Annotated in this window: 20 protein-coding genes and 1 tRNA gene; 12 read left to right on the top strand and 9 right to left on the bottom strand. The window is 57.5% G+C overall.

Annotated features, from left to right (window positions below; translation table 11 throughout):
- Positions 1-26 precede the first annotated feature (26 nt).
- Entirely contained in the window at positions 27-2,579 is a 2,553-nt protein-coding gene (locus QRN85_RS14815; protein WP_284759077.1) for an HWE histidine kinase domain-containing protein, read from the bottom strand.
- A 264-nt stretch (positions 2,580-2,843) separates the two neighbouring features.
- On the opposite strand from QRN85_RS14815, the gene QRN85_RS14810 reads away from it, so the two are divergent.
- Complete coding sequence (locus QRN85_RS14810) at positions 2,844-3,266, top strand: secondary thiamine-phosphate synthase enzyme YjbQ (protein WP_284759075.1); 423 nt, start codon at positions 2,844-2,846, stop codon at positions 3,264-3,266.
- Positions 3,267-3,403: 137 nt separating this feature from the next.
- Positions 3,404-3,742, top strand: coding sequence for a hypothetical protein (locus QRN85_RS14805; protein WP_062585656.1), 339 nt, complete (start codon positions 3,404-3,406; stop codon positions 3,740-3,742).
- 110 nt (positions 3,743-3,852) lie between these two features.
- Here the strand turns inward: QRN85_RS14805 and QRN85_RS14800 are convergent, their stop codons facing one another.
- Positions 3,853-4,527 carry an SIMPL domain-containing protein gene (locus tag QRN85_RS14800; RefSeq protein WP_112962782.1) on the bottom strand — a complete coding sequence of 225 codons (675 nt, stop codon included), beginning with the start codon at positions 4,525-4,527 and terminating at the stop codon, positions 3,853-3,855.
- 350 nt (positions 4,528-4,877) lie between these two features.
- Between QRN85_RS14800 and QRN85_RS14795 the strand changes: the two genes are divergently transcribed.
- The 4 genes from QRN85_RS14795 (at position 4,878) to QRN85_RS14780 (ending at position 7,672) form a co-directional block, all read left to right on the top strand.
- A tRNA-Ile gene (locus QRN85_RS14795) sits at positions 4,878-4,953 on the top strand.
- Positions 4,954-5,165: 212 nt separating this feature from the next.
- On the top strand, positions 5,166-6,248 hold the full coding sequence (locus QRN85_RS14790; RefSeq protein ID WP_284759072.1) for a hypothetical protein: 1,083 nt from the start codon (positions 5,166-5,168) through the stop codon (positions 6,246-6,248).
- A 176-nt stretch (positions 6,249-6,424) separates the two neighbouring features.
- Positions 6,425-6,877, top strand: a complete 453-nt coding sequence (locus tag QRN85_RS14785; protein WP_113093789.1) for a hypothetical protein — start codon at positions 6,425-6,427, stop codon at positions 6,875-6,877.
- 309 nt (positions 6,878-7,186) lie between these two features.
- Positions 7,187-7,672: a dual specificity protein phosphatase family protein gene (locus QRN85_RS14780; RefSeq protein WP_350225075.1), complete on the top strand. Its 486-nt coding sequence runs from the start codon at positions 7,187-7,189 to the stop codon at positions 7,670-7,672.
- Positions 7,673-7,700: 28 nt separating this feature from the next.
- Here the strand turns inward: QRN85_RS14780 and QRN85_RS14775 are convergent, their stop codons facing one another.
- Entirely contained in the window at positions 7,701-8,948 is a 1,248-nt protein-coding gene (locus QRN85_RS14775) for an AGE family epimerase/isomerase (protein ID WP_284759070.1), read from the bottom strand.
- Between the two features lie 193 nt (positions 8,949-9,141).
- Between QRN85_RS14775 and metH the strand changes: the two genes are divergently transcribed.
- Complete coding sequence (metH, locus tag QRN85_RS14770) at positions 9,142-12,915, top strand: methionine synthase (protein ID WP_284759069.1); 3,774 nt, start codon at positions 9,142-9,144, stop codon at positions 12,913-12,915.
- A 128-nt stretch (positions 12,916-13,043) separates the two neighbouring features.
- Here the strand turns inward: metH and QRN85_RS14765 are convergent, their stop codons facing one another.
- From QRN85_RS14765 to QRN85_RS14740, 6 genes are all read right to left on the bottom strand, one after another.
- Positions 13,044-14,087 carry a zinc-dependent alcohol dehydrogenase family protein gene (locus QRN85_RS14765; RefSeq protein WP_284759068.1) on the bottom strand — a complete coding sequence of 348 codons (1,044 nt, stop codon included), beginning with the start codon at positions 14,085-14,087 and terminating at the stop codon, positions 13,044-13,046.
- Positions 14,088-14,169: 82 nt separating this feature from the next.
- Positions 14,170-15,228, bottom strand: coding sequence for an ABC transporter ATP-binding protein (locus QRN85_RS14760; protein WP_062585264.1), 1,059 nt, complete (start codon positions 15,226-15,228; stop codon positions 14,170-14,172).
- An 11-nt stretch (positions 15,229-15,239) separates the two neighbouring features.
- Entirely contained in the window at positions 15,240-16,022 is a 783-nt protein-coding gene (locus QRN85_RS14755; RefSeq protein WP_062585266.1) for an ABC transporter permease, read from the bottom strand.
- Positions 16,019-16,909, bottom strand: coding sequence for an ABC transporter permease (locus tag QRN85_RS14750; protein ID WP_284759066.1), 891 nt, complete (start codon positions 16,907-16,909; stop codon positions 16,019-16,021). The genes QRN85_RS14755 and QRN85_RS14750 overlap by 4 nt, the downstream gene beginning before the upstream one ends.
- 93 nt (positions 16,910-17,002) lie before the next feature.
- Positions 17,003-18,109, bottom strand: a complete 1,107-nt coding sequence (locus tag QRN85_RS14745) for an ABC transporter substrate-binding protein (protein WP_062585268.1) — start codon at positions 18,107-18,109, stop codon at positions 17,003-17,005.
- A gap of 214 nt (positions 18,110-18,323) precedes the next feature.
- Complete coding sequence (locus QRN85_RS14740) at positions 18,324-19,208, bottom strand: MurR/RpiR family transcriptional regulator (RefSeq protein WP_062585269.1); 885 nt, start codon at positions 19,206-19,208, stop codon at positions 18,324-18,326.
- Between the two features lie 176 nt (positions 19,209-19,384).
- Here QRN85_RS14740 and QRN85_RS14735 point away from each other — a divergent pair, with 176 nt between their 5' ends.
- The 5 genes from QRN85_RS14735 (at position 19,385) to QRN85_RS14715 (ending at position 25,845) form a co-directional block, all read left to right on the top strand.
- A complete protein-coding gene (locus QRN85_RS14735) occupies positions 19,385-20,146 on the top strand; it encodes an N-formylglutamate amidohydrolase (protein ID WP_284759064.1) in 762 nt (253 codons plus the stop codon).
- Positions 20,147-20,337: 191 nt separating this feature from the next.
- Positions 20,338-21,852, top strand: coding sequence for an amino acid permease (locus tag QRN85_RS14730; RefSeq protein ID WP_122068491.1), 1,515 nt, complete (start codon positions 20,338-20,340; stop codon positions 21,850-21,852).
- A gap of 62 nt (positions 21,853-21,914) precedes the next feature.
- Positions 21,915-23,282 carry a glutamine synthetase family protein gene (locus tag QRN85_RS14725; RefSeq protein WP_284759061.1) on the top strand — a complete coding sequence of 456 codons (1,368 nt, stop codon included), beginning with the start codon at positions 21,915-21,917 and terminating at the stop codon, positions 23,280-23,282.
- A gap of 32 nt (positions 23,283-23,314) precedes the next feature.
- Positions 23,315-24,703: an aldehyde dehydrogenase family protein gene (locus QRN85_RS14720; RefSeq protein WP_284759059.1), complete on the top strand. Its 1,389-nt coding sequence runs from the start codon at positions 23,315-23,317 to the stop codon at positions 24,701-24,703.
- On the top strand, positions 24,700-25,845 hold the full coding sequence (locus tag QRN85_RS14715) for an iron-containing alcohol dehydrogenase (protein ID WP_284759057.1): 1,146 nt from the start codon (positions 24,700-24,702) through the stop codon (positions 25,843-25,845). The genes QRN85_RS14720 and QRN85_RS14715 overlap by 4 nt, the downstream gene beginning before the upstream one ends.
- The last annotated feature ends 44 nt before the right edge of the window (positions 25,846-25,889 follow it).

Below are 25,889 nucleotides of genomic sequence, written 5' to 3'. Positions count from 1 at the left end.
CTGGCCGTTCCAGACCTTCGAAATCACTATGCGGGAACAGGCTTTCCGACCAGCTTGCCGATTGAACCCAGCAAGGAATCCTCATCGTATGGTTTGCGAACGACGGGCACATGTGCAAATTCGGGCGGGATCATGATGCCATCGGCATAGCCTGTCGCGAACATGAACGGGATGTCGCGACGAAGAAGCTCATAGGCCACCGGAATGGATGTGTCGGTGCCGAGGTTGATGTCGAGGATGGCGACATCCGGCGACAGACCCTTCAACTTGTCTAAGGCCATGGCTGACGATGTGGCGGTCTCAATACTGGTTATGCCATGGGCTTCCAGCATATATTCAACGTCCATTGCGATCAGCATCTGATCTTCGACAAGAAATACGCGCAATGATTCCTCCGCGGCAAAAGGTTTGTAGTCCGGCTGGTCCGCCAAAATCAGTTCCTGACTGACGGGCGAAGGACCGGCGCTGACATGGCGGGCAGGCAGGATGATCTCCGCCTCGACACCATTGGGCTGGTATGTGACCCGGCTTTTCCCGCCGAGATCGTAGGGAACGCTTCGGCTGATGAGCGCAGAGCCGAATCCGGTTCTCGTTGGTGGCGTGATGGTGCCCTTCAGCAATTCGCGCCATGAGATGACGCAGTCGCCGACATCGTTGAGTTCCCAGTTGATGGAAAGCTTTCCGCCAGCCTGCGCGAGTGCACCATATTTTGCGGCATTCGTTGCCAGCTCGTGGAGAACAAGCGCCATGACGGAGAATGCACGCGAATCCAGAAGCACATTCGGTCCATGCGCTTCAATTTCGCTGTCGGGCGAGCGGTGAGGGGAAAGTTCGGCGTCGAGCAGATCCCGCAGTAGGCCACCGCCTTCGCCACGCACCACCTGATCATGCGCGAAGGACAGGGCCTGAATACGACCCTTCAAGGCGGAGACATATTGCTCCAGCGTTCGGCCTTCCTGGGTGGGATTGCCGACAAGCGATTTGATGATGGCGAGGACATTCTTGACGCGGTGGTTCAGTTCTTCATTCAGCATACGCTGACGAACTTCCGCCTGCGCGCGCTCACCGGCCATCAGCTCACTGTGGCGGAAGGCAACCTCGACAAGCGCAACACGTGCGGCTTCGGCAATCTGGCGGTCTTCCTCGGTCCAGGGCTGAGCCTGCTTGTGAACGGTTTCCTTCCACAGCGCGAAACTTTTTCTCGGCGTCAAACGGTCACCAAGCGGACCCGTATCATATGACTTGTCCGGGTTTCCCGCCCAGTTGAGCGTCTGCACCAGCTCCCTGCGGAAGAACATCAGATAATCGTTCTTGACCTGGGAAAGCGGCACGGTGAGAAGGCCAGCAATATCTCCGCAAAGATGTTCTGCTTCTGGAAGATGATTGAACAAGGCGTGGGTTGCCCAGACGCGTCCCTCGGAAATCGAGCTGACCAGACGCCCCAGCTGTGGGGCCATCGCATCCGGCGGCACTGCGCCGACGCTGTACCAGCGTTCATTCATCCATACGCCGACGCCATCGCAAGGAAGCAGCCTGCTGAAATCCGGCAGATTTTCCACCAGCAATTCTTCAATGTTGTTGTGATGGGCAGCGAGCCGCAGGAACTTGTCCAGAGAGGCATGGGCATCCTGGGCGGTTGCCAGTTTTTTCTTCTGCTTCAACGCCTGCAGGTGAAGAGAGAAAAACTCTCCAAACATCTCTGCCGCAATGCGCATCGGCATTGGCAAAATGCGCGGAGAATAATGGTGGCAGGCAATCAGCCCCCATAACTGCCCGTCATTAATAATGGAAATGGACATGGAGGCTGCGACACCCATGTTGCGAAGATATTCGCAATGGATGGGCGAGACGCTGCGCAGATGCGAAAAGGACAGATCCAGCGGTTCGCCCGAGACATCCAGAACGGGTTCTACGGGAACGCGCGCGCCGTTCGAATCCGAAATGATGCGCAATGTGTTCTTGAGATAGAGCGTCCGTGCCTGCTGCGGAATGTCGCTTGCGGGAAAATACTGGCCGAGGAAGCTCTCGAGGTGAGGCTGCTTGGCCTCCGAGATAACCTTTCCGGCCCCGTCCTGTTCGAAGCGATAAATCATCACCCGATCATAGCCAAGGATTGCCTTTACAAGTCTCGTGGTGCGCGAGATCAGACTATCGACATTGTCAGCTTCGCGGATACGATCGATCATCAGCTGGGCGGTATGAAGCGGCTGTGCCTCGTTGCTTGCCGGTTCGAGCTCGATGATAGCGACCGACTTGTACCGGTGAATGGCAACGTCGAACGTCTTGCCGCCCTCCAGTTCCACCTTGGGCAGCATGGCTGGACGACTGCTGTTGGCCGTCACCGTCAGCGCGTTGCGAAGATCGTGCACGACATCATTGCCAAGCAGTTGTTCGATGGGCTTGCCGAGAATGTCCCCGGCGACACCCAGCACAGCGCCGCAATTCAGCGAGTGACGCAGCACTGTGCGCATCGCGCTGTCGCAGGCGATGAGACAACCATGCGGTTGAATGAAGCCGGGGATGTGGATAGGCTCTCGGTCGCAGTTGGTGAGATCTACCTGCTGGACTTGCGACGTCATATAGTGGTCTTTCGATAGAAAACTGAGATAGAGGTCGAGCGGTCTAATAAAGTGATTTCTGTTAAAAGTTTTCTATGGCGAAAGAGAGTCGGAACAGAGTTGCTTGCAAGGTTGTTCTGTACATCGAAATATTCGTACATTCTATAAGCTGTTCCCTTTGTGCGCCGCTTTGTCCGTCAGTAAAAGACGAAAAACGCACATAATATCGCGTGATTTCACCCAACGTGTATTGAGGCAGTTCGGTTCCCAGGAAAGTGAAATTTAGTGCCACAAAAATTGCTGACAATAACGACGAGAGGGCAGGGCCTCTACGAGTTTACCGAAGAAGCCAAAGCCTTTGTCAAATCATCATCCACGAAAGAGGGCTTGTTGACGCTTTTCGTGCGGCACACCTCCTGTTCCCTGCTGGTGCAGGAAAACGCCGACCCGGATGTCCAGCGAGATCTGAAGACATTCTTTGCAAGGCTTGTTCCTCCCTCGAACGATCCTTCGATGGCCTGGGTTATCCACACCATGGAAGGCCCGGACGATATGCCAGCGCATATCAAGTCGGCTTTGACGCAGGTTTCGATAGGCATTCCCGTTTCCAGCGGCACGCTGGCGTTGGGCACTTGGCAAGGCATTTACCTCTTCGAACATAGGAACCACTCCCATGATCGCCAGATCATCATGCATCTTTCTCTGTGAATGATTGCGCGCTTATATTTCGTTTCAATCATGAACGCGGGCTGAACAATCAGTTCTGAAAACGTTCACATGACGCATCCTATCGTCTGGCCAATCGACCGGGCATTCCGGCGAATGTCGAGAAACGGAGTATGATCATGATTGGCACATTTGCAAAAGCTGGCCTTGCGGCCCTTATCGCCCTTGGCGGCATTTCTGCGACAGCTTCAACGGCTTCGGCCGGACCTGACGTTCGCTACGGCATCTACGTTCAGGACGGCTATCGCCATGGTGGTCCGGGCTGGGGTCGCCCCGGTCGTGATCGCGACCGTTGTGCTCCCTGGCTTGCAGAAGAAAAAGCCAGCCGCATGGGCCTGCGCCGGGCGCGTGTCGTGGACGTTTCCCCGCGCCGCGTTGTTGTTGCCGGTTTTGACCGCCGCGGCCGTGACCGCGTCGTTTTCGCCAATGTCCGCGGCTGCCCTGTCATCCGCCGCTAACGGTAAACCAGACCGACGTTTAGAAAAATCAATCCCCTCGCCGTGGACTTGCGGCGAGGGGATTTTTGCATTTGCGGGCGCAGGCGCCGCCGGGGCGCCTGCTTAGTCTTTTATTGCTCCAGCGCGAATGTCACATTCACATTGATCTTGTAGCTATTTTCGCCTGCTGCGACGGGAACGCTGTCAGCTTTCTCCATGGCAGCGGCGCGCATCATGGTCTGTGGCACCGGCATAGGGCGTTGCATGTTTTCGTTGATCTCCAGAATGCGGCCAAGCTTGACGCCGGCGGCTTCTGCCAATGTCTTGGCCTTGGAGATGGCGTCTGCCACCGCTGCCTTGCGGGCCTCAGTTACCGTCGCTGCCGGGTCGTCATTGGTAAAGGCTATGTCACCGCCCTGGTTGATGCCGAGCTTTACCGAGCTGTCCATGATATCGCCGAGCTTGGCAAGATCGCGAACCCGCACGGTCAGGCCGTTCGTAACCTGATAGCCGGTAATTTCTGGCGGAACGTATACGCCATCCTTGGGCTCGAACTGCTTGTAGATGGGCTGGACGGAGAAGTTGGATGTCTGCAGATCCCGGTCTGCGATGCCTGACGATTTCAACGCAGCCTGAACTTCGGTCATCGCCTTGTTGTTCTCAGCAAGAGCCGCCGCAGCCGTCTCAGCCTGCTTCATGACGCTGAAAGTCAGAACGGCCATATCGGGCGCAACCGCCGCATCGCCCTCACCGGAAACACTGATGACCGGGTCCCGTCTGGCATTTTCCTGTGCTGAAGCGGCCATCGGCAAAGCCGTCAATGCCACGAAAGCGCACAAGGCCAGAGAACGGTAGCGGGTGCCTGAACCGTTTTTCGAACCACGAGAAAACAGCGAAGAGACGCCGCCTCCCGCGGCGGGGCCTTCAATTATTTCACATTTGCGGTGATTTGGCCCTGATTTTGAAGTCATTGAGTTTCCTCTTATTTAGCGTCAACGAGGCATATGTCGCAGCAGATTATGTAGCTAATGCGGCATAGTGCACAGCTCCAACGCATCGATGGCTTGTCGCCTTCAAAAAATTGCGTTAAAGCCAGTTCCGCGCTGGGTTGAACCATTGCAACCGCGCATTCCAAACAGCGTTCACGCTTCTGGAAGGGCCTGTAGCTCAATGGTTAGAGCCGGCGGCTCATAACCGCTTGGTTGGGAGTTCGAGTCTCTCCGGGCCCACCATTTATCTTGTCAGCGACTTGGTTTTTCCAGCTATTCATGCTCTGGACGGACAAAAGATTTCCCCGCAGACGCGAACCTTCCTTCTTCGATGTGTGAGCTTCCCGTCGTGTTCGAAGTGACTGCACGTCTTGGTTGAGCTAGGGCGTATGGTTCCACAGGCGCCTGACCGTGGTCGGTAGAGGTTAGATGCAGGTGTATCTAGGAGTTTCTCGATGAGTGAGATGGTTGGTAGGAGCAAGGTCCGGTCCGGTGCGGTCGGGATTTTGATCGGGGTCGCCCTGGTTTCGCTGGTGGCTGTTGCCGGCCGGAACATTCCGTTGCCGGGGCTTGATGTGGCATTGTTGACGTCATGGGTTGGGCAGGGTGGGCTTCCCTCGCAGCTTTCCATTCTTGCGCTGGGTGTCACGCCTATCCTTTCAGCTTTTGCACTAGGGCAGGTGATCCGTCTGCTTTTTCCCCGTACGGATGGGAGCATCATTCTTGCCGTCTGCGAGGCTGTGCTGGCAATGTTGATTGCGGTAGGGCAAGCCTACAGCGCCGCGCGTGGTCTGGATGCCATGGGGTACCTGGGCGACCAAGGCTCTTACGGCTTTTTCAGCGTCGTCGCAGCTTTGGTCGGGGGAGTGGCGGTGGTGCTGCTCCTGTCGAGACAGGTGGTTTTGCCGGGATTGCTCGCGGGATTGTGGATTCTGTGGCTTCTCCCCGCCTTCCTTGATCTTCCATCCAATATTTTGGCCAGCGTTGACATGGCAAGGACGGGTGCTGCATCCGGTACGCAGTTTTTTGAGGTCCTGCTTTTCACGATTGCTGTCGCTGCTCTGAGCGCGTTTGTCGTCATGGCGGTGTTACGCCACTACCGGCATTGGGTAGCTGGTCGCACGGATGCAAAGCGCTTGTTTCCTTTGGCAATTGTCGTTTGGCCGCCACTTCTGGCCGCGATTGTCGGGAGCTATCTTCTTGTCTCGCTTGCCTTGTTTGCTCCGAACGCTGTTCTGCAGAGTTCGCATATGGGCGCCTATTTCACAGGTGTGACCGCAATTCTGGTGCCGATCCTTGTTCTTGGCTACAAGCGTCTGTTTGACAGACGCGGTCTTTCCCTGCCGTCGTCATTACTGCTGCTGATTGCCGCGACGCAGATTGTCGCCATACTCGGCACCGAGTTTGCGATAAACAAGATGCTGCTGGTGTTGCCGCTGAATGGCACGACGATTCTGGTCGCTGTGGCGGTCTGCTGCGCGCTTATCGATGCCTGTTTGCCAGCAGCCCACTCTGCGCGGACCGACAATCCCGCCTGATCACAGGAAGGTGTGCAAAGTTGAGGTGGGGAGGTGTCGGCAGCCGCTGGCCGCCCGGTCTTGACGTGACGCCTTGACATCACCTCTGGCCAACCGCATCTGTGAGTAGAGTACGACTGGTGGGAGGGTATCAGCTTGAAAAGACTTTTTGGCGACATAATCAGGCTGCGCCACATATGATTGTCGGCGTTGTCCTCTCCGTAGCTTTGCTTGTCTTTCTGATCATTTACCCCAGACATTTGAAGCCGGTTGTGATTGCTTTCGCTGTTATCTGGTCTGCCACGGCTGCCTGGGTGTTGTTCGATTGGCTCCGCTCTGGCGAGAGACTTGAGGCTATCGTTGCCACAGCAGCCTATGATGCCACCTGCACCGAGCCGGGCGCTCCGCTACGGGTCACGTTTCAGAACACCAACGATGTTGCAGTTAGACGGCTGACCTACACGCTCGAGGGTTTTGAAGCTGCCTTCCGTGCCTCGGTGTCATTCGATCCTTATCAGGTCAGCGAGCGGCGGTTGGAAGCGCATGAAAGCTATGGGGCGTGTCGGCCTTTTCGGCTGCGCAACAACGAAAATGTGGACCCGAAAACGCTGGAATGGCGCGTAACGATCAATTCCGCAGAATTTGATTAATCTGACGTAAGGTCCAAAAGCGTAGTCTCTGAGGGGGGGCTTCACGGTTTTTTGAAGCGCCATGGTTGATGCAGAACACGCGCTGATAGGAACGGGTTTGCAGCGGCTTAAGGGGAAAGCGTACGGATTTTCCTTATTTACGGCAGCGCTCTTACAACCTTGGAGCCATTGCATCGGTTGGATCGTAGTGCCATTTGAACGGCAATTCTTGAAATTTTCCAGAAGGTTTGCGTTTTGTTATCTGCGTCCAAAGTCCTGAAAATTGCCTTGCTTTGCTTCCTGGCGGTCCCCGCCACGGTCGGCGCGCACATGGGTATCAACCAGTTGACCGGCAACTTCCATGAAGTCCTGCCCGGGGAACTTTACCGATCCGGCCAGCCGAGCGGCGCAGACATATCCAAATATGCGCAGCAATTTGGCATCAAGACCATCATCAATCTGCGCGATGAAAAGCGTGAGGGCTGGTACAGGGAAGAGGCCGCTGCCGCCCAATCGAGCGGTGTGCAGATGATCGATTTCCCGATGAGTTCCAGCGAGAAGATGCCTCAGGATCAGGCGGAAGCGCTTGTCCGCATCATGAAGGATGCGCCTAAGCCTGTGCTGATTCATTGCGAACATGGCGCCAACCGCACAGGGCTGGCGTCCGCCATGTATGTTGGGGCTGTGGCCAATAAAAGCGAGAATGCAGCGGAGTTCCAGCTGTCGCCATTTTACGGCCACGTGCCGATCCGGGGCGTTGGCCGTTATGAAATGTATCAGTCCTGGGACGATTTTGAGGAAACGCTGGGCTTCTGATTAAGCCAAGCGTCTCCGACGGATGTCTTTAGAAACGTCCGCCCTTGTCGCCAATCACTTTCGTCAGGCTGCCATCTGCCGGGAAAAGTGGAATGAGACAGGCCTGAAGCGCGTGGTAGATGTCGCCCTTGCCGGGGAAGATCGTGTTGGCGGGAACCAGATCGTCCGTCAACTCCTCATGCCAGCCGCCATTCTCATGGTCGAGGAAGCTGTTCGCAATGGTGCTCCAGACGCGCCGATAGCTGTCTTCGTAGAATTCGTCAGCGGGAAGATGCTCGTTGAGGAAGTGGGCGGCACCAGCCGCTTCGCACATCGGCCACCAGAGTTTCTCGCGCTTGGCAGGCACATTGTCCCAGCCCAGAGTGTAGAAGAACCCACCTTTTTCCCTGTCCCAGCCGAGCGACATTGACTGAACGAACAGCGATTTCGCGGCCGCCGGCATCCATTCGTGCTTGCGATCTCCCAGAACCCAGAGCTGCAGGATGAGGCGCGCCCACTCCAGCCAGTGGCCGGGCGTTGAGCCAGACGGGCGGAACATTTCGTTGCCGCGATAATCCTTGTCCAGCACCCAGTTTTCATCGAAATGTTCAGGCACCCGGAAATCCAGCGCTGCTGCGGCCCGTCTGATGATGAGATCAGCGATGCGTTCTGCCTTCTGCAGGTATTCTCTGTCGCCAGTGGCTTCAAAAGCGGCCATCAACGCTTCGGTCAGGTGCATGTTGGAATTCTGGCCGCGATAATTTTCGATAGGCGACCAGTCTCGATAGAATTCCTCATTGATGGCGCCGAATTTCTCTTCCCAGAACTTCGTCTCGATAATCTCGGTAATATCGGCAAGCATCTTGTCGGCCAGCGGATGGCCGACGCTTTTCGCCGAGGAGGCGGCGAGCAGAACAAAGGCGTGGCCATATCCCTGCTTGCTGGCATCCACCGGACCATTTTCATCCACCTGCCAGAAATAGCCGCCATGCTCGCTGTCACGGTGGTTGTTCCACAGATAGGTCATTCCGTGGTCGATGATATCGCCGCAGCCAGGACGGCCGAGCAGATGACCGATGGAAAAGCAATGCACCATGCGCGCTGACATATGAATGCCGCGCACGGGGTTGTCGGGTTTCAGCGGCGCGCCTTGCCGGTCGAGGTCGAAAAAACCGCCTTTGGGGTTGATGGCGCGATACTGGAAGAAGTCAAACAGACCTTCCGCCTGCTTTGCCAGCCACTGGCGATGCCAGGGCAGGGTGCTCCAGCTGGTTTTAGGGTGGTCCGCCTCGGTCATTTCAACCTCCTCATGAATGCACTGCGATGAATTCTCTATATCTTTAGGTCGTAACGGTGTCATCCATAACGAAAATTTCGTACCCTTGGGGTAGAAAGTTATAACGCCATGGCGTCGCGGCCATATATTGACATAAAGATATCTTTATGTGACTTGGATTTGCAAATCAGCAAAGAGAATGAGGAGTGTGCCGATGTTGGATAATCTGTTTGGTCCTGTAGGGGACAAGCAAGACGGCGCGGAAATTCTGAAGGCGCTTCGTGCGGCCGCTCAGGAGCGTATTCTCATTCTCGATGGTGCCATGGGCACGCAGATTCAGGGGCTTGGTTTCAACGAAGACCATTTCCGGGGAGATCGCTTCCTTGGATGCGCCTGTCATCAGCAGGGCAACAATGACTTGCTGATCCTGACCCAGCCGGATGCCATTGAAGATATCCATTATCGCTATGCCATGGCAGGGGCCGATATTCTCGAAACCAACACCTTCTCGTCCACGCGTATTGCGCAGGCTGATTACGAGATGGAAGGCGCTGTCTATGACATGAACCGCGAAGGTGCCTTGGTCGTTCGTCGTGCCGCCCAGCGCGCGGAGCGCGAGGATGGCCGTCGGCGCTTCGTGGCAGGCGCCATTGGGCCGACCAACCGCACAGCCTCCATTTCGCCGGATGTGAACAATCCCGGTTATCGCGCCGTCAGCTTCGATGATCTGCGGGTGGCCTATGGTGAGCAGATCGACGGCCTGATCGATGGCGGTGCCGATCTCATTCTCATCGAAACCATTTTCGATACGCTGAACGCCAAGGCAGCGATCTTCGCCTGTGAAGAGCGTTTTGCCGCCAAGGGCATTCATCTGCCTGTGATGATTTCGGGCACGATTACCGACCTTTCGGGCCGCACGCTGTCTGGACAGACGCCGACTGCTTTCTGGAATTCCGTGCGCCACGCCAACCCCTTCACCATTGGCCTCAACTGTGCGCTGGGTGCCAGCGCGATGCGACCGCACCTTCAGGAATTGTCCGAGGTTGCCGATACATTCATCTGTGCTTACCCCAATGCGGGCCTGCCGAACGAGTTTGGTCAGTACGACGAGACGCCTGATATGATGGCAGCGCAGGTGGAGGAATTCGCCCGCGAAGGTCTCGTCAACATCGTTGGCGGCTGCTGTGGTTCCACGCCGGAGCATATTCGCGCTATTGCCGATGCCGTTGCCGGCCACGCGCCGCGCAAGGTGCCGGAGCACCGCTCTTTCATGTCGCTGTCTGGCCTTGAGCCCTTCACGCTGACCAAGGACATTCCCTTCGTCAACGTGGGCGAGCGCACCAATGTCACCGGCTCCGCCAAGTTCCGCAAGCTGATTACCGCTGGCGATTACACCGCTGCTCTGGCCGTTGCCCGCGATCAGGTGGAAAACGGCGCGCAGATCATCGACATCAACATGGATGAGGGCCTGATCGACAGCCAGAAGGCCATGGTCGAGTTCCTCAATCTCATCGCCGCCGAGCCGGACATCGCCCGCGTGCCTGTGATGATCGATAGTTCCAAGTGGGAGATCATCGAGGCTGGCCTGAAATGCGTTCAGGGCAAATCCATCGTCAACTCCATTTCGCTGAAGGAAGGCGAGGAGAAGTTTCTGGAGCAGGCGAGCCTCGTGCGCAATTATGGCGCGGCTGTCGTCGTCATGGCGTTTGATGAAGTCGGTCAGGCCGATACCTATGAGCGCAAGGTGGAAATCTGCACCCGCGCCTATAAGCTTTTGACAGAAAAAGCAGGCATTCTGCCCGAAGATATCATCTTCGACCCCAACGTTTTTGCCGTCGCCACCGGTATCGAAGAACACAATAATTACGGCGTGGATTTCATTAACGCCACGCGCACCATCCGCGAAACCATGCCGTTGGTGCATATTTCCGGCGGCGTTTCCAACCTGTCCTTCTCCTTCCGTGGCAATGAGCCGGTGCGCGAAGCGATGCACGCCGTATTTCTTTACCACGCCATTCAGGCGGGCATGGATATGGGCATCGTCAATGCGGGCCAGCTGGCGGTTTATGAAAGCATCGACCCGGAACTGCGCGAAGCCTGCGAAGACGTGGTGCTGAACCGCCGTGCCGATGGCACCGAACGGCTGCTCGAAGTGGCCGAGAAGTTCCGGGGCGGTCCTGGCCGCGAAGCCAAGGTGCAGGATCTGGCCTGGCGCGAATTGCCGGTTGAAAAGCGTCTCGAACATGCGCTGGTCAACGGCATTACCGAGTATATCGATGCAGACACGGAGGAAGCGCGCCTTCAGGCGGCCCGTCCTCTTCACGTCATCGAGGGACCGTTGATGGCGGGCATGAATGTCGTGGGCGATCTCTTCGGCTCCGGCAAGATGTTCCTGCCGCAGGTGGTCAAATCCGCCCGTGTCATGAAACAGGCGGTTGCCGTTCTTTTGCCCTACATGGAAGAAGAAAAGCGCCTGAACGGCGGCGACCAGCGTCAGGCCGCAGGCAAGGTGCTGATGGCAACCGTCAAGGGCGACGTGCACGATATCGGCAAGAACATTGTCGGCGTTGTTCTCGCCTGCAATAATTACGAGATCATCGATCTCGGCGTCATGGTGCCCGCCACAAAAATTCTGGAGACGGCCATTGCCGAAAAGGTCGATGTGATCGGCCTGTCCGGCCTCATCACGCCCTCGCTGGATGAGATGGTGCATATGGCCGCCGAGATGGAGCGTCAGGGCTTCAATATTCCGCTGCTGATCGGTGGCGCGACGACCAGCCGCGTCCACACGGCGGTCAAGATCCATCCGCGTTACGAGAAGGGTCAGGCGATTTACGTCACCGATGCATCGCGTGCGGTCGGCGTTGTGTCTGCGCTTCTTTCGGAAGATCAGAAGCCAGCATATATTGAGGGCATCCGCGCAGAATATGCCAAGGTGGCCGATGCCCATGCGCGTAATGAGCGGGAAAAGCTGCGTTTGCCTTTGGTACGTGCACGCGCCAATGCACAGAAGGTTGATTGGTCAGGATATCAGCCGGTCAAGCCGCAGTTCCTTGGCACCAAGACCTTTGAGACATACGACCTTGAGGAATTGGCCAAGTACATCGACTGGACACCATTCTTCCAGACCTGGGAAATGAAGGGCCGTTACCCTGCCATTCTGGAGGATGAGAAACAGGGAGAGGCGGCGCGTCAGCTCTTTGCCGATGCGCAGGCCATGCTGAAGAAAATCATTGACGAACAGTGGTTCCGCCCACGTGCCGTCATCGGCTTCTGGCCCGCCAATGCTGTCGGAGATGATATCCGCCTGTTTACCGATGAAACCCGCGCGGAAGAACTCGCAACCTTCTTCACGCTTCGCCAGCAGCTGTCCAAGCGCGATGGCCGCCCGAATGTCGCGCTGTCGGATTTCGTCATGCCTCAGGATGCCGGCACCACTGACTATGTCGGCGGCTTCGTCGTCACGGCCGGTATCGAGGAAGTGGCAATCGCCGAACGCTTCGAACGCGCCAATGACGACTACTCCTCCATTCTCGTTAAGGCGCTGGCAGACCGCTTCGCCGAAGCCTTTGCCGAGCGTATGCATGAGCGGGTGCGTAAGGAATTCTGGGGCTATGCATCCGACGAGAGCTTCGGCCCGGATGACCTGATCGGCGAGGCCTATGCCGGCATTCGCCCCGCCCCGGGCTATCCGGCCCAGCCCGATCACACCGAAAAAGAAACGCTTTTCCGCCTGCTGGATGCAACGGAGCAGACGGGCGTTGTGCTGACGGAAAGCTATGCCATGTGGCCCGGCTCCTCCGTCTCCGGCCTCTATATCGGCCACCCCGAAAGCTACTATTTCGGCGTTGCCAAGGTCGAGCGTGATCAGGTTGAAGACTACGCGACGCGCAAGGGAATGCCTGTCGAGGAAATTGAACGCTGGCTGGGACCGGTGCTCAATTACGTTCCGACCGAGGCGGCAAAAGAGGTCGAGACGGCTGCCTGATACTCCACGCGAGGTTGTTACCGGTCTGATTCCAGTATGGGCCTTTAGTTATTAATTTAAAAAAGAAAAAGCGCGGCTCGTTCCGCGCTTTTTTTGTTTCCAGCTGGCCAGAGGCCTCTCGCCTGACCTCACTCAAACCGGTCGATAATGCTGATGCCGCTATCGGTGAACGTGTTCATCGCGGGCAGGGCGGTGACGGCGTCTGTGAGGGTGATGTGGCGGCCAATCAGCTTTTCGGGGGACAGCTTGCCGCTGCGGATCATGGCCAGCATGTCGTCATAGCGCCATGCCTGCATGCCGTGGCTGCCGTAGATTTCCAGTTCGTGGGCGATGACCCGCGCCATGGGAATCTGAGGCATGGAGTGGTCCGCCAGCATCAGCCCCACCTGCACGTGGCGTCCACGACGGCGCAGATTGCTGATGGAGTTGCAGCAGGTCTGGGGATGGCCGAGCGCATCGACGGAGACATGCGCGCCGCCGCCGGTGATTTCGCGCACGGCCTCGCTCACATCGGCGACTTCGCGGCTGTTGATGGTGGCGGTTGCGCCCAGTTGCCGCGCCAGCGCCAGCTTGTCCTGCGCAATATCGATGGCGATGACCTGCGCGCCGAGCCCCGCGCCGATCATTATGGCGGAAAGGCCGACGCCGCCGCAGCCATGCACTGCCAGCCATTCGCCGCCCTTCAAGCGGCCCTGATCCACCACAGCGCGGAAGGACGTGGCAAAGCGGCAACCGAGGCTCGCTGCCGTATCAAAGCCCATGTCTTCTGGCAGATGCACGAGGTTCTGGTCGGCGTATTCGATGGCGACATATTGCGCGTAGGAACCCCAATGGGTGAAGCCGGGCTGGAACTGCGTTTCGCAGACCTGCTGGTTGCCGGAGCGGCACTCCTGGCAATGGCCGCAGCCGGATACGAAGGGAACGGTGACGCGATCACCCACCTTGAACCGCATGACGTTTTTGCCGACGGCTGAAATCACGCCCGCAAATTCATGGCCCGGCACATGCGGCAGCTGAATATCGGTGTCATGGCCCATCCAGCCATGCCAGTCGCTGCGGCAAAGACCCGTCGCCTTTACCTCAACAACAACGCCGCCCGGCGTTGGTTCCGGGTCCGGCAGGTTGGCTATGCGGGGTGCCTCACCGAAGGTTTCGTAAAACAATGCGCGCATGACTATTCTCCTGAGACGGCGTGAGATCGCGTCCTTTTAGCTGGAAACGATCTAGCCGGATTTCGGAGGACGAAACAGTGCGTCACTCTGCTACAATCATCAAATCTTCTGATGCAAATTTCAGGGTGATGCGCTCGCCAATCGCTGGCGGTGTCTTGCCGGGATCATTGAACATATCGAAGGACAGCGTCGCGCCGCCCACATCCATTCGCGTGCGGATGACCGAGCCGAGGAAGTGGCTGGACGTCACGATGCCAGAAATCGCGACATCGCCGATGCTGGCTTCGCCCAGCGAACCCGCCTCGGGGCGCAGCGCCACCGTTACCTTTTCGCCATCGGCCTTGTTCAGAGGCTTCTTCAGCGAAACCTGCTGGTCGCCAATCCGAATGGTGCTGGTGGAAGCATCCACCACCGTCGCATCGATGAGGTTCAGCGTGCCGACGAAGGACGCCACGAACCGCGTTGCCGGCTTGTTGTAGATATCGAAAGGCGACCCGATCTGGTCGGCGCGTCCGGCATTCATCACCACGATGCGGTCGGAAATGGTCAGCGCCTCTTCCTGATCGTGGGTCACGAAAATGGTGGTGATGCCGAGCTTGCGCTGAATGCTGCGAATTTCCTCGCGAAGCGACACGCGGATCTTGGCGTCCAGCGCCGAAAGCGGCTCGTCCAGCAGCAGAACCTGCGGCTTTGGTGCCAGCGCACGCGCCAGCGCCACGCGCTGCTGCTGGCCGCCAGACATCTGGTAGGGGTAGCGGTCAGCAAGATGTTCGAGGTGAATGATGCCAAGCATCTCCTTCACCCGTGCATCGATTTCAGCTTTCGGCTTGCCCGCGATCTTGAGGCCGAAGGCGACGTTCTCATACACATTCATGTTGGGAAACAGCGCGTAGGCCTGAAACACCATGCCGATATTGCGCTGGTTGGGCTTGAGTGTCGTCTGGTTTTTGCCGTTGATAACGATGGAGCCATCGCTTGGCGTTTCGAAACCGGCAATCATGCGCAGGATGGTGGTCTTGCCGCAGCCCGATGGGCCGAGGAAGGAGACGAATTCTCCCTGCTCGATCGCCATGTTGAAATCATGGACGACCTGCACCGAGCCGAAGGATTTTCTGATGTTCTGGAGTGTCAAAAAGCTCATAAAATAAGTCCTCAGGCCTTGGGAGGCGCGCCTTTTTGATAGCGCGAGACGAGTTGGATAAGGCCCAGGCAGCCCCATGTGATGCCGAAGGAGATCACGGCGAGCGCGGCGGGCTCATAGGCGCGGTTGGCACCCAGAAGCTGCATGTAAGGTCCGAAGGCCGGGCGGTTCAGAAGCGCTGCCATGGTAAATTCACCGATGACGATGGCAAAAGTCAAAAACGCGCCCGAGAGAACGGCGACCAGTACATTCGGCAGAATGATGCGGGCAAGAATGGTTGTCCATCCAGCGCCGAGGCTTTGCGCAGCTTCCGTCAGCGTCGTGATGTCGATGGTGCGAAGCCCGGTGTCGACCGCGCGATACATATAGGGCAGGGCAAGGATTGTATAACCGAACATCAACAGCAGGTTGGTGCCTGATGTCGTCCCCGTCAGCGGCAGCCAGCTGGAGGTGTTGTAGAGCCTGATATAGCCGAAGACGATGACGATAGCGGGAATGACGAGCGGCAGCAGCGTGATGAACTCGATGACGGGGCGTAGGCCGGGCAGTTTCAGCCGCACCCAATAGGCCGTTGGCACGACAAGCACGACGCCGAAGACGATTGTGACCAGCGCCATCAGGACGGAAAAGCCGAAGGTTTCCTGAAAACGCGGATCGCTGAGAACGACGGCGTAGGCGTCGAACGAATAGACGCCGCGCCGCATCTTCAATGAAAAGTTGGTCATGCCGATAAGCGGCAGGGCGAAATAGAGCAGGCCGAACAGCAGCGCGCCCCATGCGAAGATCCGCTTCATTTCAGCCACCTTTCGCTGCGCGTGCGCATCCAGATGTAAAGCATATTGGCGATGCAGGTCACTAGGATCATGCCGAAGGCCAGCGCGTAACCAAGGTGGGGGTTGCCCAGCACGTCACCACGGATCTGCGCAAACAGAAGAATGGGCACGATGTTGAGCGACGAGCCCGTCAGCGCTATCGCCGTTGCAACAGCACCGAAGGCATTGGCAAACAGCAGCGAGAATGTGCCGAGAATGGAGGGCAGCAGAATGGGGAAGGCCACCATGCGCCAATACTGAAAGCCGCTGGCGCCCAGAATTTCGGCAGCTTCGCGCCATTCGCGCTTCAGGCCATCCAGAGCTGGCGTGATGATGAGGATCATCAGGGGGATTTGAAAGAAGAGGTAGGTAACGGTCAGGCCCCAGAAGGACAGGATGTTGAAGCCCAGAAGGCGCAGATCAAGCCCGACCTGCGTTTTCAAAAACACGGTGACGAGACCGACAGGGCCAAGTGTGGCGATGAAGGCAAAGGCCAGCGGCACGCCAGCAAATTGTGAGGCAACACCGGAGAAGGTCAAAAGCGGCGCGCGAATTCTCTCCGGCAGGCCGCCCAGCACCACGGCAGTCGCCACCCCAAAGCCGATCAGACAGCCAAGGGCTGCAGAGGCGACGCTGATCTTGACGGAAATCCAGTAGGCCGAGAGAATGGAGGCGGTGAAAAGCCCCGCGATATTTTCCAGCGTGAAGCCACCTTCCGGCGTCTGAAATGCGCCGATGACGATTTTCATCGTCGGCATGATCAAAAAGAGAAGAATAAAAATAGCAAATGGCAGAACGCCCAGCCACTCCAGCTTCAGGCGACGCCCGGCTGCTGGTCGCGATGGCGCGCCACTAATGTTTGCTGACATATCATGTTCCCAAACGCCGCGATCATTGCGGTCTTGTGTCTTATAGATCATCCGCCCCGCTTTTAAGAGAAACGGGGCGGATGGTTCTATGTGTTACTTGACGTTTGCGCCGACGACCTTGTCCCAACCGCCGGTGACGGCAGCCTTGTTGGCATCGACGTCTTCCAGTGTCGGGAAGACAGCCTTTTCATAGGCTGCTGCTGGTGGCAGGGCGTCCAAGAGATCCTTCGGAATCTTGTTTGCCTTTGCCATCGCGTTGAAGCGGATCGGGTGGCAGAAGCCCTTCAACCAGCCAAGCTGACCGTCGTCGGAATAGAGGTGCTCCATCCACAGCTTCGCAGCATTTGGATGCGGAGCGTAGGCAGAGATGCCCTGCACGTAAACGCCGGCCAGAACGCCGGACGAAGGCACGACGACTTCTGTCGGCGGGTTGCCGTTCAGCGTCTTTGCCCATGACAGCGCGTTGTAGTCCCAAGCAACGACGATCGGGGTTGCACCCTGTGCCAGCGTACCTGCCTTGCCGATGACGGGAACGAAGTTTCCAGCCTTGTTGAGGTCAGCGAAATACTTCAGGCCAGCTTCGCCAGCAGCCTTGCCGTCCTTGGCGCCAGTGGAGAGACCGGCGGCGAGAACACCCAGAATTGCCTGGTTGGAGGCGCGTGGATCGCCAGCAAGAGCAACCTGACCGGCATATTCGGGCTTCAGAAGATCGGCCCAATCCTTTGGTGTGTTGGTGACCAGATCCTTGTTTACGAACAGGGACATGACGCCGTAATAATCGCCATACCAGTAGCCTTCGGCATCCTTCACATTGTCAGGAATTTCGGCCCAGGTGGAAACCTTGTAAGGCTGCAGAAGACCTTCCTTCTTGGCCTGTGGGCCGAAGGCCAGACCAACGTCGATCACGTCAGGTGCCTGTGGGCCCTTATTGTCCTTGTTGGCCTTGATGGCTTCGATTTCGTCAGCAGAGCCAGCGTCCGGATTCAGCTCATTGACCTTGATTTCAGGATACTTGGCCTTGAAGGAGGCGATAACGTCGCCATAGCCGCACCAGTCGTGGGGCAGGGCGATGGTCGTCAACATGCCTTCCTTCTTGGCGGCAGCGATGAGTTCTTCGCTTGGGGCTGCGGAGGCAATCGCTGTCGAAGCGATGACCAAGGCTGTTGTGAGCGATAGCAGTCGGCGGCTGTGCGAGATCACGGTAGTTCTCCTCTGGTGTCTCATGCGTCTGACGACGCTGTACGTGGGTTGCATGAATGTTATGTGACGGATTTTTCCAGGTGGTTTCCCACCATCGTCATGGTCCCTGCCGTTTTCTTGCCATCATTGCGCCCTCTCGTCGCCATGATATTCGATAAACGACATAAAAAATTCCGCTTGCGCCGTTGCCGTTCTTTCCAGGCGGTACGGATTTCTAGTTTTCTCCCTTTCCCGGCTTTCTGAAAAGCCGCGTCTGTTCGAATAGGTCTTCAAGAGAGTTCATGCGCTGGCGGGTCTCGTCCCAGCCGTTGTTCTGAACTGCCTCAATGAGAGCTTCTACGACAAACAGCGTCACGACAGAGCTGTCCCACGCCGATGGTGCCTCGATGCGCACGCGAAACGTATGTTCGGCGAAGCGCGAAACAGGTGATGTCCACTGGTCGGTAAACAGGAGGATGCGCACATTGTTGTCATGCGCCACCTGCGCCAGCGTTACCATGTCCTGTTCATAGCGGCGGATATCGAACATCACGAGCACGTCGCCCGCATTCATGTTGAGCATGAATTGCGGCCAGGAACTGGAATTGGAGGACATCAGCGCCGTCTTGGGACGGATGACCTGCATATGCGTGAAAAAATATTCCGCAATCGCCCCGGTTATGCGCCCACCGACGAAATAGATGCTTCGCTTGCGGTCCGACAGAAGGGCAGCGGCATTGTCGAAGTCGGCCGTATCGAGGTCGCTCAGCGTGTCGCGCAGATTGTTGGTGATGGCATCGGCAAAGCGGTTAAGGATGTGCAGGCCCGGTGCGTTGCTGGCCCAGCGATCATGCTTGGCAATGGGGTTGGAAATGGTGGCTTCGAGTTCCTGATGCAGCCGCGCCTGAAAATCTGGGTAGCCCTTAAAGCCAAGCTTTTGCACCATGCGTGCCACGGTCGGCGTCGAAACGCCTGCATTTTCTGCAACGGTGGTGATGCTGCCGAGGCCTGAAACCGGATAATTGCCAAGAAGGCTTTCCGCCAGGCGCTTTTCCGAACGCGTCAGGCTCTCATAATGAGCCTGTATCACGTCCGAAACGGTCGCTGCCGAACTGTGCAAATTTTTCCCCTTTCCGGTCTTTTCGCCGGTCTGTTAGCGCTGATTAAGATACGGCGTGCAGACGGAGTCAATCGAAAAAATGAAGAGAAAATTTCAAAATACCGTTTGACACTTTAGGCTATGTGAAGAATTCTCTTCGTGCTGTTGGGGAGCAGCAATTGCATAGGGGATTGGCCATGACGGTGCTTTCGCAGTTTTTCACCGGTAACGAGGCGGAGCCTGTTGCGGTGGAAAACAGCTCAGGAAAAGGCAGTGTGCTGCTTGTTTGTGAACATGCTTCGCAAACATTGCCCGCTCGTTTCGGCACATTGGGTCTGGGTAGCGATGTGCTGCAAAGCCATATCGCTTGGGATCCCGGCGCGCTCGCCGTTTCCCGACTTCTGTCTGAGAGCCTGGATGCAACGCTGGTTTATCAGCGATATTCTCGCTTGGTCTATGATTGCAATCGCCCGCCGGAGTCACCTTCGGCCATGCCGGTTGTGAGCGAAATCTATGATATTCCCGGCAATGCGGATTTGAGCGATGCGGACCGTTATGCCCGCACTTCGGCTCTCTACATTCCGTTTCATGATCGCATCAGCCAGTTGGTCGCAGCGCGGGATCAAACGGTTCTGGTGACGATACACAGCTTTACGCCCGTCTATCACGGCAAGCCCCGCACGGTTGAAATCGGCATTCTGCACGATGCGGATACACGGCTGGCCGATGCCATGCTGGCCCATGCAGGGGGCTCATCGTTCAAGGTCGAGCGCAACGCGCCCTATGGCCCTGAGGATGGTGTCACCCACACGCTGCGCCTGCATGCACTGCCGAGCGGGCTGTTGAACGTGATGATCGAGGTCCGAAACGACCTCATACAGGATGAAAATGGGCAGCGCGCCGCTGCCGATTTTCTACACGGGCTTCTGGTGGCGGGGATTGCCGCTGAGGCCGAATAATTCGTTTCGCGGTGTTTGTTCCGCGGAACAGGAATGGCGCTGCACCGTCAAGAATGCCGAATAATCGGCACGGGTGCAGCGTGGGAACAGCAGATGAGCATGGCGTGGTCGGGTTTTCCGTCACGCCGAAACTGGGGCAAAATCGGCCATCCCGGCTGACAGCCTGTTTTTCTTGATCAGGAGAGAACGGCATGGACAGTTCATCATCAGGCGTCAGCTACAAGAAGGCTGATGCATCCTATTTCGAAAAAAGAGGGCTCTCGCGCTACGCGGGCGTCTGGTCGCTCTGGGCGCTTGGCGTCGGTGCGGTCATTTCAGGGCATTTTTCCGGCTGGAACTTCGGCTTTGCCACTGGCGGCTGGGGCGGCATGCTGGTTGCGGGCATCATCATTGCCATCATGTATCTCGGGCTCACATTTTCCATCGCGGAAATGAGCCCGGCATTGCCGCACACGGGTGCTGCCTATTCCTTTGCGCGCACGGCCATGGGCCCATGGGGCGGCTTCATTACCGGGCTGTGCGAGAACGTCGAATATGTTCTTACCCCCGCCGTCATCGTCACCTTCATCACGGCCTATGTGAACTCCATTCTGGGGCTTGATCCCGTCTACTCGCCGCTCTTATGGGTGCTGTTCTACGCCATCTTCCTTGCGCTGAACGTCTACGGGCTTGAACTATCCTTCAAGGTAACGCTGGTTATCACTTTGATATCGCTTGCTGTTCTCGTCTTCTTCTGGATCAGCGCCATCCCCAACATGGACTTCTCACGCTGGGCGCTCAACATCGGCGTCGGCCCGGATGGTGCGGCGGTTGAACTTCCCGAAGGCAACGGCTCCTTCTTCCCCTTCGGCATTTCCGGCGTTCTGGCCACTCTGCCCTTTGCAGTCTGGCTGTTCCTCGCCATCGAGCAGCTTCCGCTGGCGGCTGAAGAATCGGTTGATCCCAAGCGCGATATGCCCAAGGGCATCATTCTCGGCATTATCACGCTGATGATTTCGGCCTTCATGATCGTGCTGCTCAACCCATCGCTGCCCGGCATCGGCGCGTTCCATCTCGGCTCATCGCTGGAGCCGCTGCTGGATGGTTTCAAGGCTGTCTATGGTGATGGTGGCGTGGTTCTGCTTGGCTTTGTTGCTCTTACCGGCCTCATCGCCAGCTTCCACACCATCCTTTATGCACAGGGTCGCCAGATCTACTCGCTCTCGCGGGCGGGCTATTTCCCGACGGTTCTGTCTGTCACGCACCCCAAGTTCAAGACGCCGCATGTGGCTATGCTCACAGGCGCGCTGATCGGTCTTGCCGTGATGATGATCATCTGGTTTGCGCTGGGTGCGACGGAAGGCGGCAGCATCATCGGCAGCGTGTTGCTCAACATGGCCGTGTTCGGCGCGATGTTCTCTTACATCATGCAGGCCATCTCCTTCATCATGCTGCGCCGTAACCTGCCGGATATCGAGCGGCCTTTCCGCTCGCCGCTCGGCATTCCCGGCGCGGTGCTCACCATCATCATTGCCGTCATAACTTTGCTCTATCAGGTGCAGGACCCGAACTTCACCAAGGGCGTCATCTGGGTGGCGCTGTGGTTTGCCGTCGCGATTGCCTATTTCGCGCTGGTCGGCCGTCACCGCCTCATTCTTTCGCCGGAAGAGGAATTTGCGCTGGAGCACAAGCAGGCCGCACTCAATGCGGCGGCATCGAAGGCTTGAACCAACTCCAAAGGGCGACCGGCAACGGTCGCCCCATTTGAACAACAGGGAACGAAAACATCATGACGACCTACACATTCGACGAATTGAAAAAGGATGTCGCTGAGCGGCGCATAGACACGGTTCTGGCATGTGTCGTGGATATGCAGGGTCGTCTGATGGGTAAACGGTTTCAGGCTGAGTTCTTCGTGGAAAGCGCATATGAGGAAACCCATTGCTGCAACTATCTGCTGGCAACCGATATGGAGATGGAAACCGTTCCCGGTTACAAATCCGCCGGTTGGGACAAGGGCTATGGCGATTATACGCTAAAGCCCGACCTTTCCACCCTGCGGCGTGTGCCGTGGCTGGAAGGCACCGCACTCGTGCTGTGCGATGCCTATGACCACCACACCCACGCCGAAGTGGCCCATTCGCCTCGCGCCATTCTGAAGAAGCAGGTGGCAAGGCTGGAGGCCATGGGCCTCAAGGCCTTCATGGCCACAGAGCTGGAATTCTTCCTCTTCGACCAGAGTTTCGAGAATGCCCGCTCCGGCGGCTACCGCGATCTGAAGCCCGCAAGCCCCTACAGCGAAGACTACCACATCTTCCAGACAACAAAGGAAGAAGAGGTGATGCGCGCTATCAGAAACAACCTGCAAGCCGCTGGTATTCCGATTGAAAACTCCAAGGGTGAAGCCTGCGCTGGTCAGGTCGAGCTCAATGTCCGCTACGCCGATGCGCTCACCATGGCCGACCGCCACGCCATCATCAAGAATGCCTGCAAGGAAATCGCCTGGTCCAATGGCAAGGCCGTGACCTTCCTTGCCAAGTGGAATTACGAGGCCGCGGGCAGCTCCTCCCACATCCACCAGTCGCTATGGAGCGTGGATGGCAAGACGCCCATGTTCCTTGATAAAAACGGCGAATACGGCATGTCGGATATGATGCGGCATTACGTGGCGGGGCTTCTGGCCCATGCCAGCGAAACGACCTATTTCCTGGCGCCCTATATCAACTCCTACAAGCGTTATATGGCTGGCACCTTCGCGCCGACCAAGGCCGTCTGGAGCCTGGATAACCGCACGGCGGGCTACCGCCTCTGCGGTGCAGACAGCAAGGGCATCCGCATCGAGTGTCGCATTGGCGGGTCGGATATCAATCCGCATCTTGCCATGGCTGCCCTTATTGCGGCAGGTATTGACGGCATCGAAAACAAGTTGGAACTTGAGGCGCAGTTTGAAGGCGACGCCTATGGCGGCAAGGACATAAGGGAAATCCCAAAAACGCTGCGCGACGCGACCGAGCACCTCAATGGTTCAAAGATGCTGCGCAGCGCGTTCGGGGAGGATGTGGTCGATCACTATGTTCGCGCCGCAAAGTGGGAGCAGGAAGAATATGACCGCCGCATCACCGATTGGGAAGTCGCGCGCGGTTTCGAACGGGCATAACAAAATTTAAAGATATAGAAAGAACCACCATCATGGTCATGATCCAGAATATTTCGCCGATCGACGGTTCGGTCTATGCCGAGCGCGAGGCGATGTCGCTGGACGCGGCACGGGCTGCCGTATCGAAAGTGCGCGCCGCGCAAAAGTCATGGGCGCGCCGCCCCTTGGAAGATCGCGTTCAGCTGGTGTTGAAAGGCGTAGCACGGCTGAATGAGATGGCCGCAGAGGTCGTGCCGGAACTGGCCCATATGATGGGCCGTCCGGTGCGCTATGGCGGTGAGTTCAAGGGCTTCAACGAACGCTCCAACTATGTCGCCTCTATTGCAGCCGATGCGCTGGCGCCTCTGGTCATCGAGGAAAGCGGCAATTTCGAGCGTCGCATCGAGCGTGAAGCCCATGGCGTCGTCTTTGTCATCGCGCCCTGGAACTACCCCTATATGACGGCCATCAACACCATTGCGCCCGCGCTTATGGCTGGCAACACGGTTGCCATCAAGCACGCCGCACAGACGCTGCTGGTGGGTGAGCGCATGGTACGCGCCTTCGTGGAAGCGGGCGTGCCTGAAGATGTGTTCATCAACCTCTTCCTCGATCACCAGACCACCTCGGCGCTGATTTCCGAAGCCCTGTTCAACTTCGTCAACTTCACCGGCTCCGTCGAGGGAGGTCGCGCCATCGAGCGTGCCGCTGCGGGCACTTTCACCGGGCTCGGTCTCGAGCTTGGCGGCAAGGACCCGGGCTATGTCATGGAAGATGCGGATCTGGATGCAGCGGTCGATACGCTGATGGACGGCGCAACGTTCAATTCCGGGCAATGCTGCTGCGGCATCGAGCGTATCTATGTCAATGAAACGCTGTATGACGCTTTCGTTGAAAAGTCCGTCGCCTGGGTTTCCAACTACAAGCTCGGCAATCCGCTTGAGCAGGAAACGACGCTGGGGCCAATGGCCAATAAGCGTTTTGCCAAGGTGGTGCGCCAGCAGGTGGCGGATGCCGTTGCCAAGGGCGCGAAGGCGCTGGTCGATCCAAAACTCTTTGCCGCAGATGATGGCGAAAGCGCCTATGTCGCGCCGCAGATCCTCGTTGATGTCGATCATTCCATGGAGTTCATGACGGAAGAAACCTTCGGCCCTGCCGTTGGCATCATGAAGGTGAAGAGTGACGACGAAGCCATCGCGCGGATGAACGACAGCAAATACGGCCTCACAGCTTCGCTGTGGACGCAGGACGCGGAAAGGGCAGGGCGCATCGGCCGCGAGATTGAAACCGGCACCGTGTTCATGAACCGTGCGGATTATCTTGACCCTGCTCTGTGCTGGACCGGCGTCAAGGAAACCGGTCGCGGCGGCTCGCTTTCGGTCATCGGCTTCCAGAACCTGACCCGTCCAAAATCCTACCATCTGAAGAAAGTCACGAAATGAATATCGTCGCAAACTGGAGCTATCCAACCCCGATCAAGATGGGACGCGGCCGCATCAAGGAACTGGCCGACGCCTGCAAGACGCTGGGCATGAAAAAGCCGTTGCTGGTCACAGACCGGGGCTTGGCCACCATGGCCATCACCGGCCACGCACTGGATATTCTGGAAGAGGCAGGCCTCGGCCGCGCACTCTTTTCCGATGTCGATCCCAACCCCAACGAGATCAATCTCGAGGCGGGCGTGAAAGCTTTCAAGGATGGCGGCCATGATGGCGTCGTCGCTTTCGGCGGCGGTTCGGGTCTGGATCTGGGCAAGGCCGTTGCCTTCATGGCGGGCCAGACGCGCCCTGTCTGGGATTTTGAGGATATTGGCGACTGGTGGACCCGCGCAAATTCGGATGGCATTGCGCCTATCGTTGCCGTGCCCACCACCGCAGGCACAGGCTCGGAAGTGGGACGCGCCAGCGTCATCACCAATTCCAAGACCCATGTAAAGAAGATCATCTTCCACCCGAAATTCCTGCCCGGCGTGGTGATCTGCGATCCGGAGCTGACGGTTGGAATGCCCAAAGCCATCACCGTCGGCACCGGCATGGATGCCTTTGCCCATTGCCTGGAAGCCTATTCCTCGCCCTTCTTCCACCCGATGAGCCAGGGCATTGCGCTCGAAGGTATGCGGCTTGTGAAGGAATTCCTGCCGCGCGCTCACAGGGATGGGACCGATATCGAAGCGCGCTCCAACATGATGGCAGCCGCTGCCATGGGCGCGGTTGCCTTCCAGAAGGGGCTCGGCGCCATTCATTCGCTCTCGCATCCGATCGGCGCGGTCTATAACACCCATCACGGCATGACCAACGCCGTCGTCATGCCCGCCGTTCTGCGTTTCAACCGTCCGGCGATTGAAGAAAAGATCGCCCGCGCCGCCGCCTATCTGGGCATTGAAGGCGGCTTTGATGGCGTCTACAATTACGTGCTGGAGCTGCGCCACGAACTGGGCGTTCCTGAAAACCTAACTGCACTCGGCATCAAGCCCGATCGCGTGGACGAGCTGGCGGCAGAAGCCATCAAGGACCCAAGCTGCGGCGGCAACCCGGTGCCTATGACGATCGAGAATACCAAGGCGCTGTTTCTGGAGTGCTTCTGAGTTTTTCGGGCGAAGCTAAGAGCGCTTTGCCCGCACAACAAAGC

It is taken from the genome of Agrobacterium sp. fls2-241-TYG-188a (assembly GCF_030209845.1).
The sequence above is the reverse complement of the archived record's forward strand: the minus strand, read 5'-3'. Positions and strand labels throughout refer to the sequence as shown.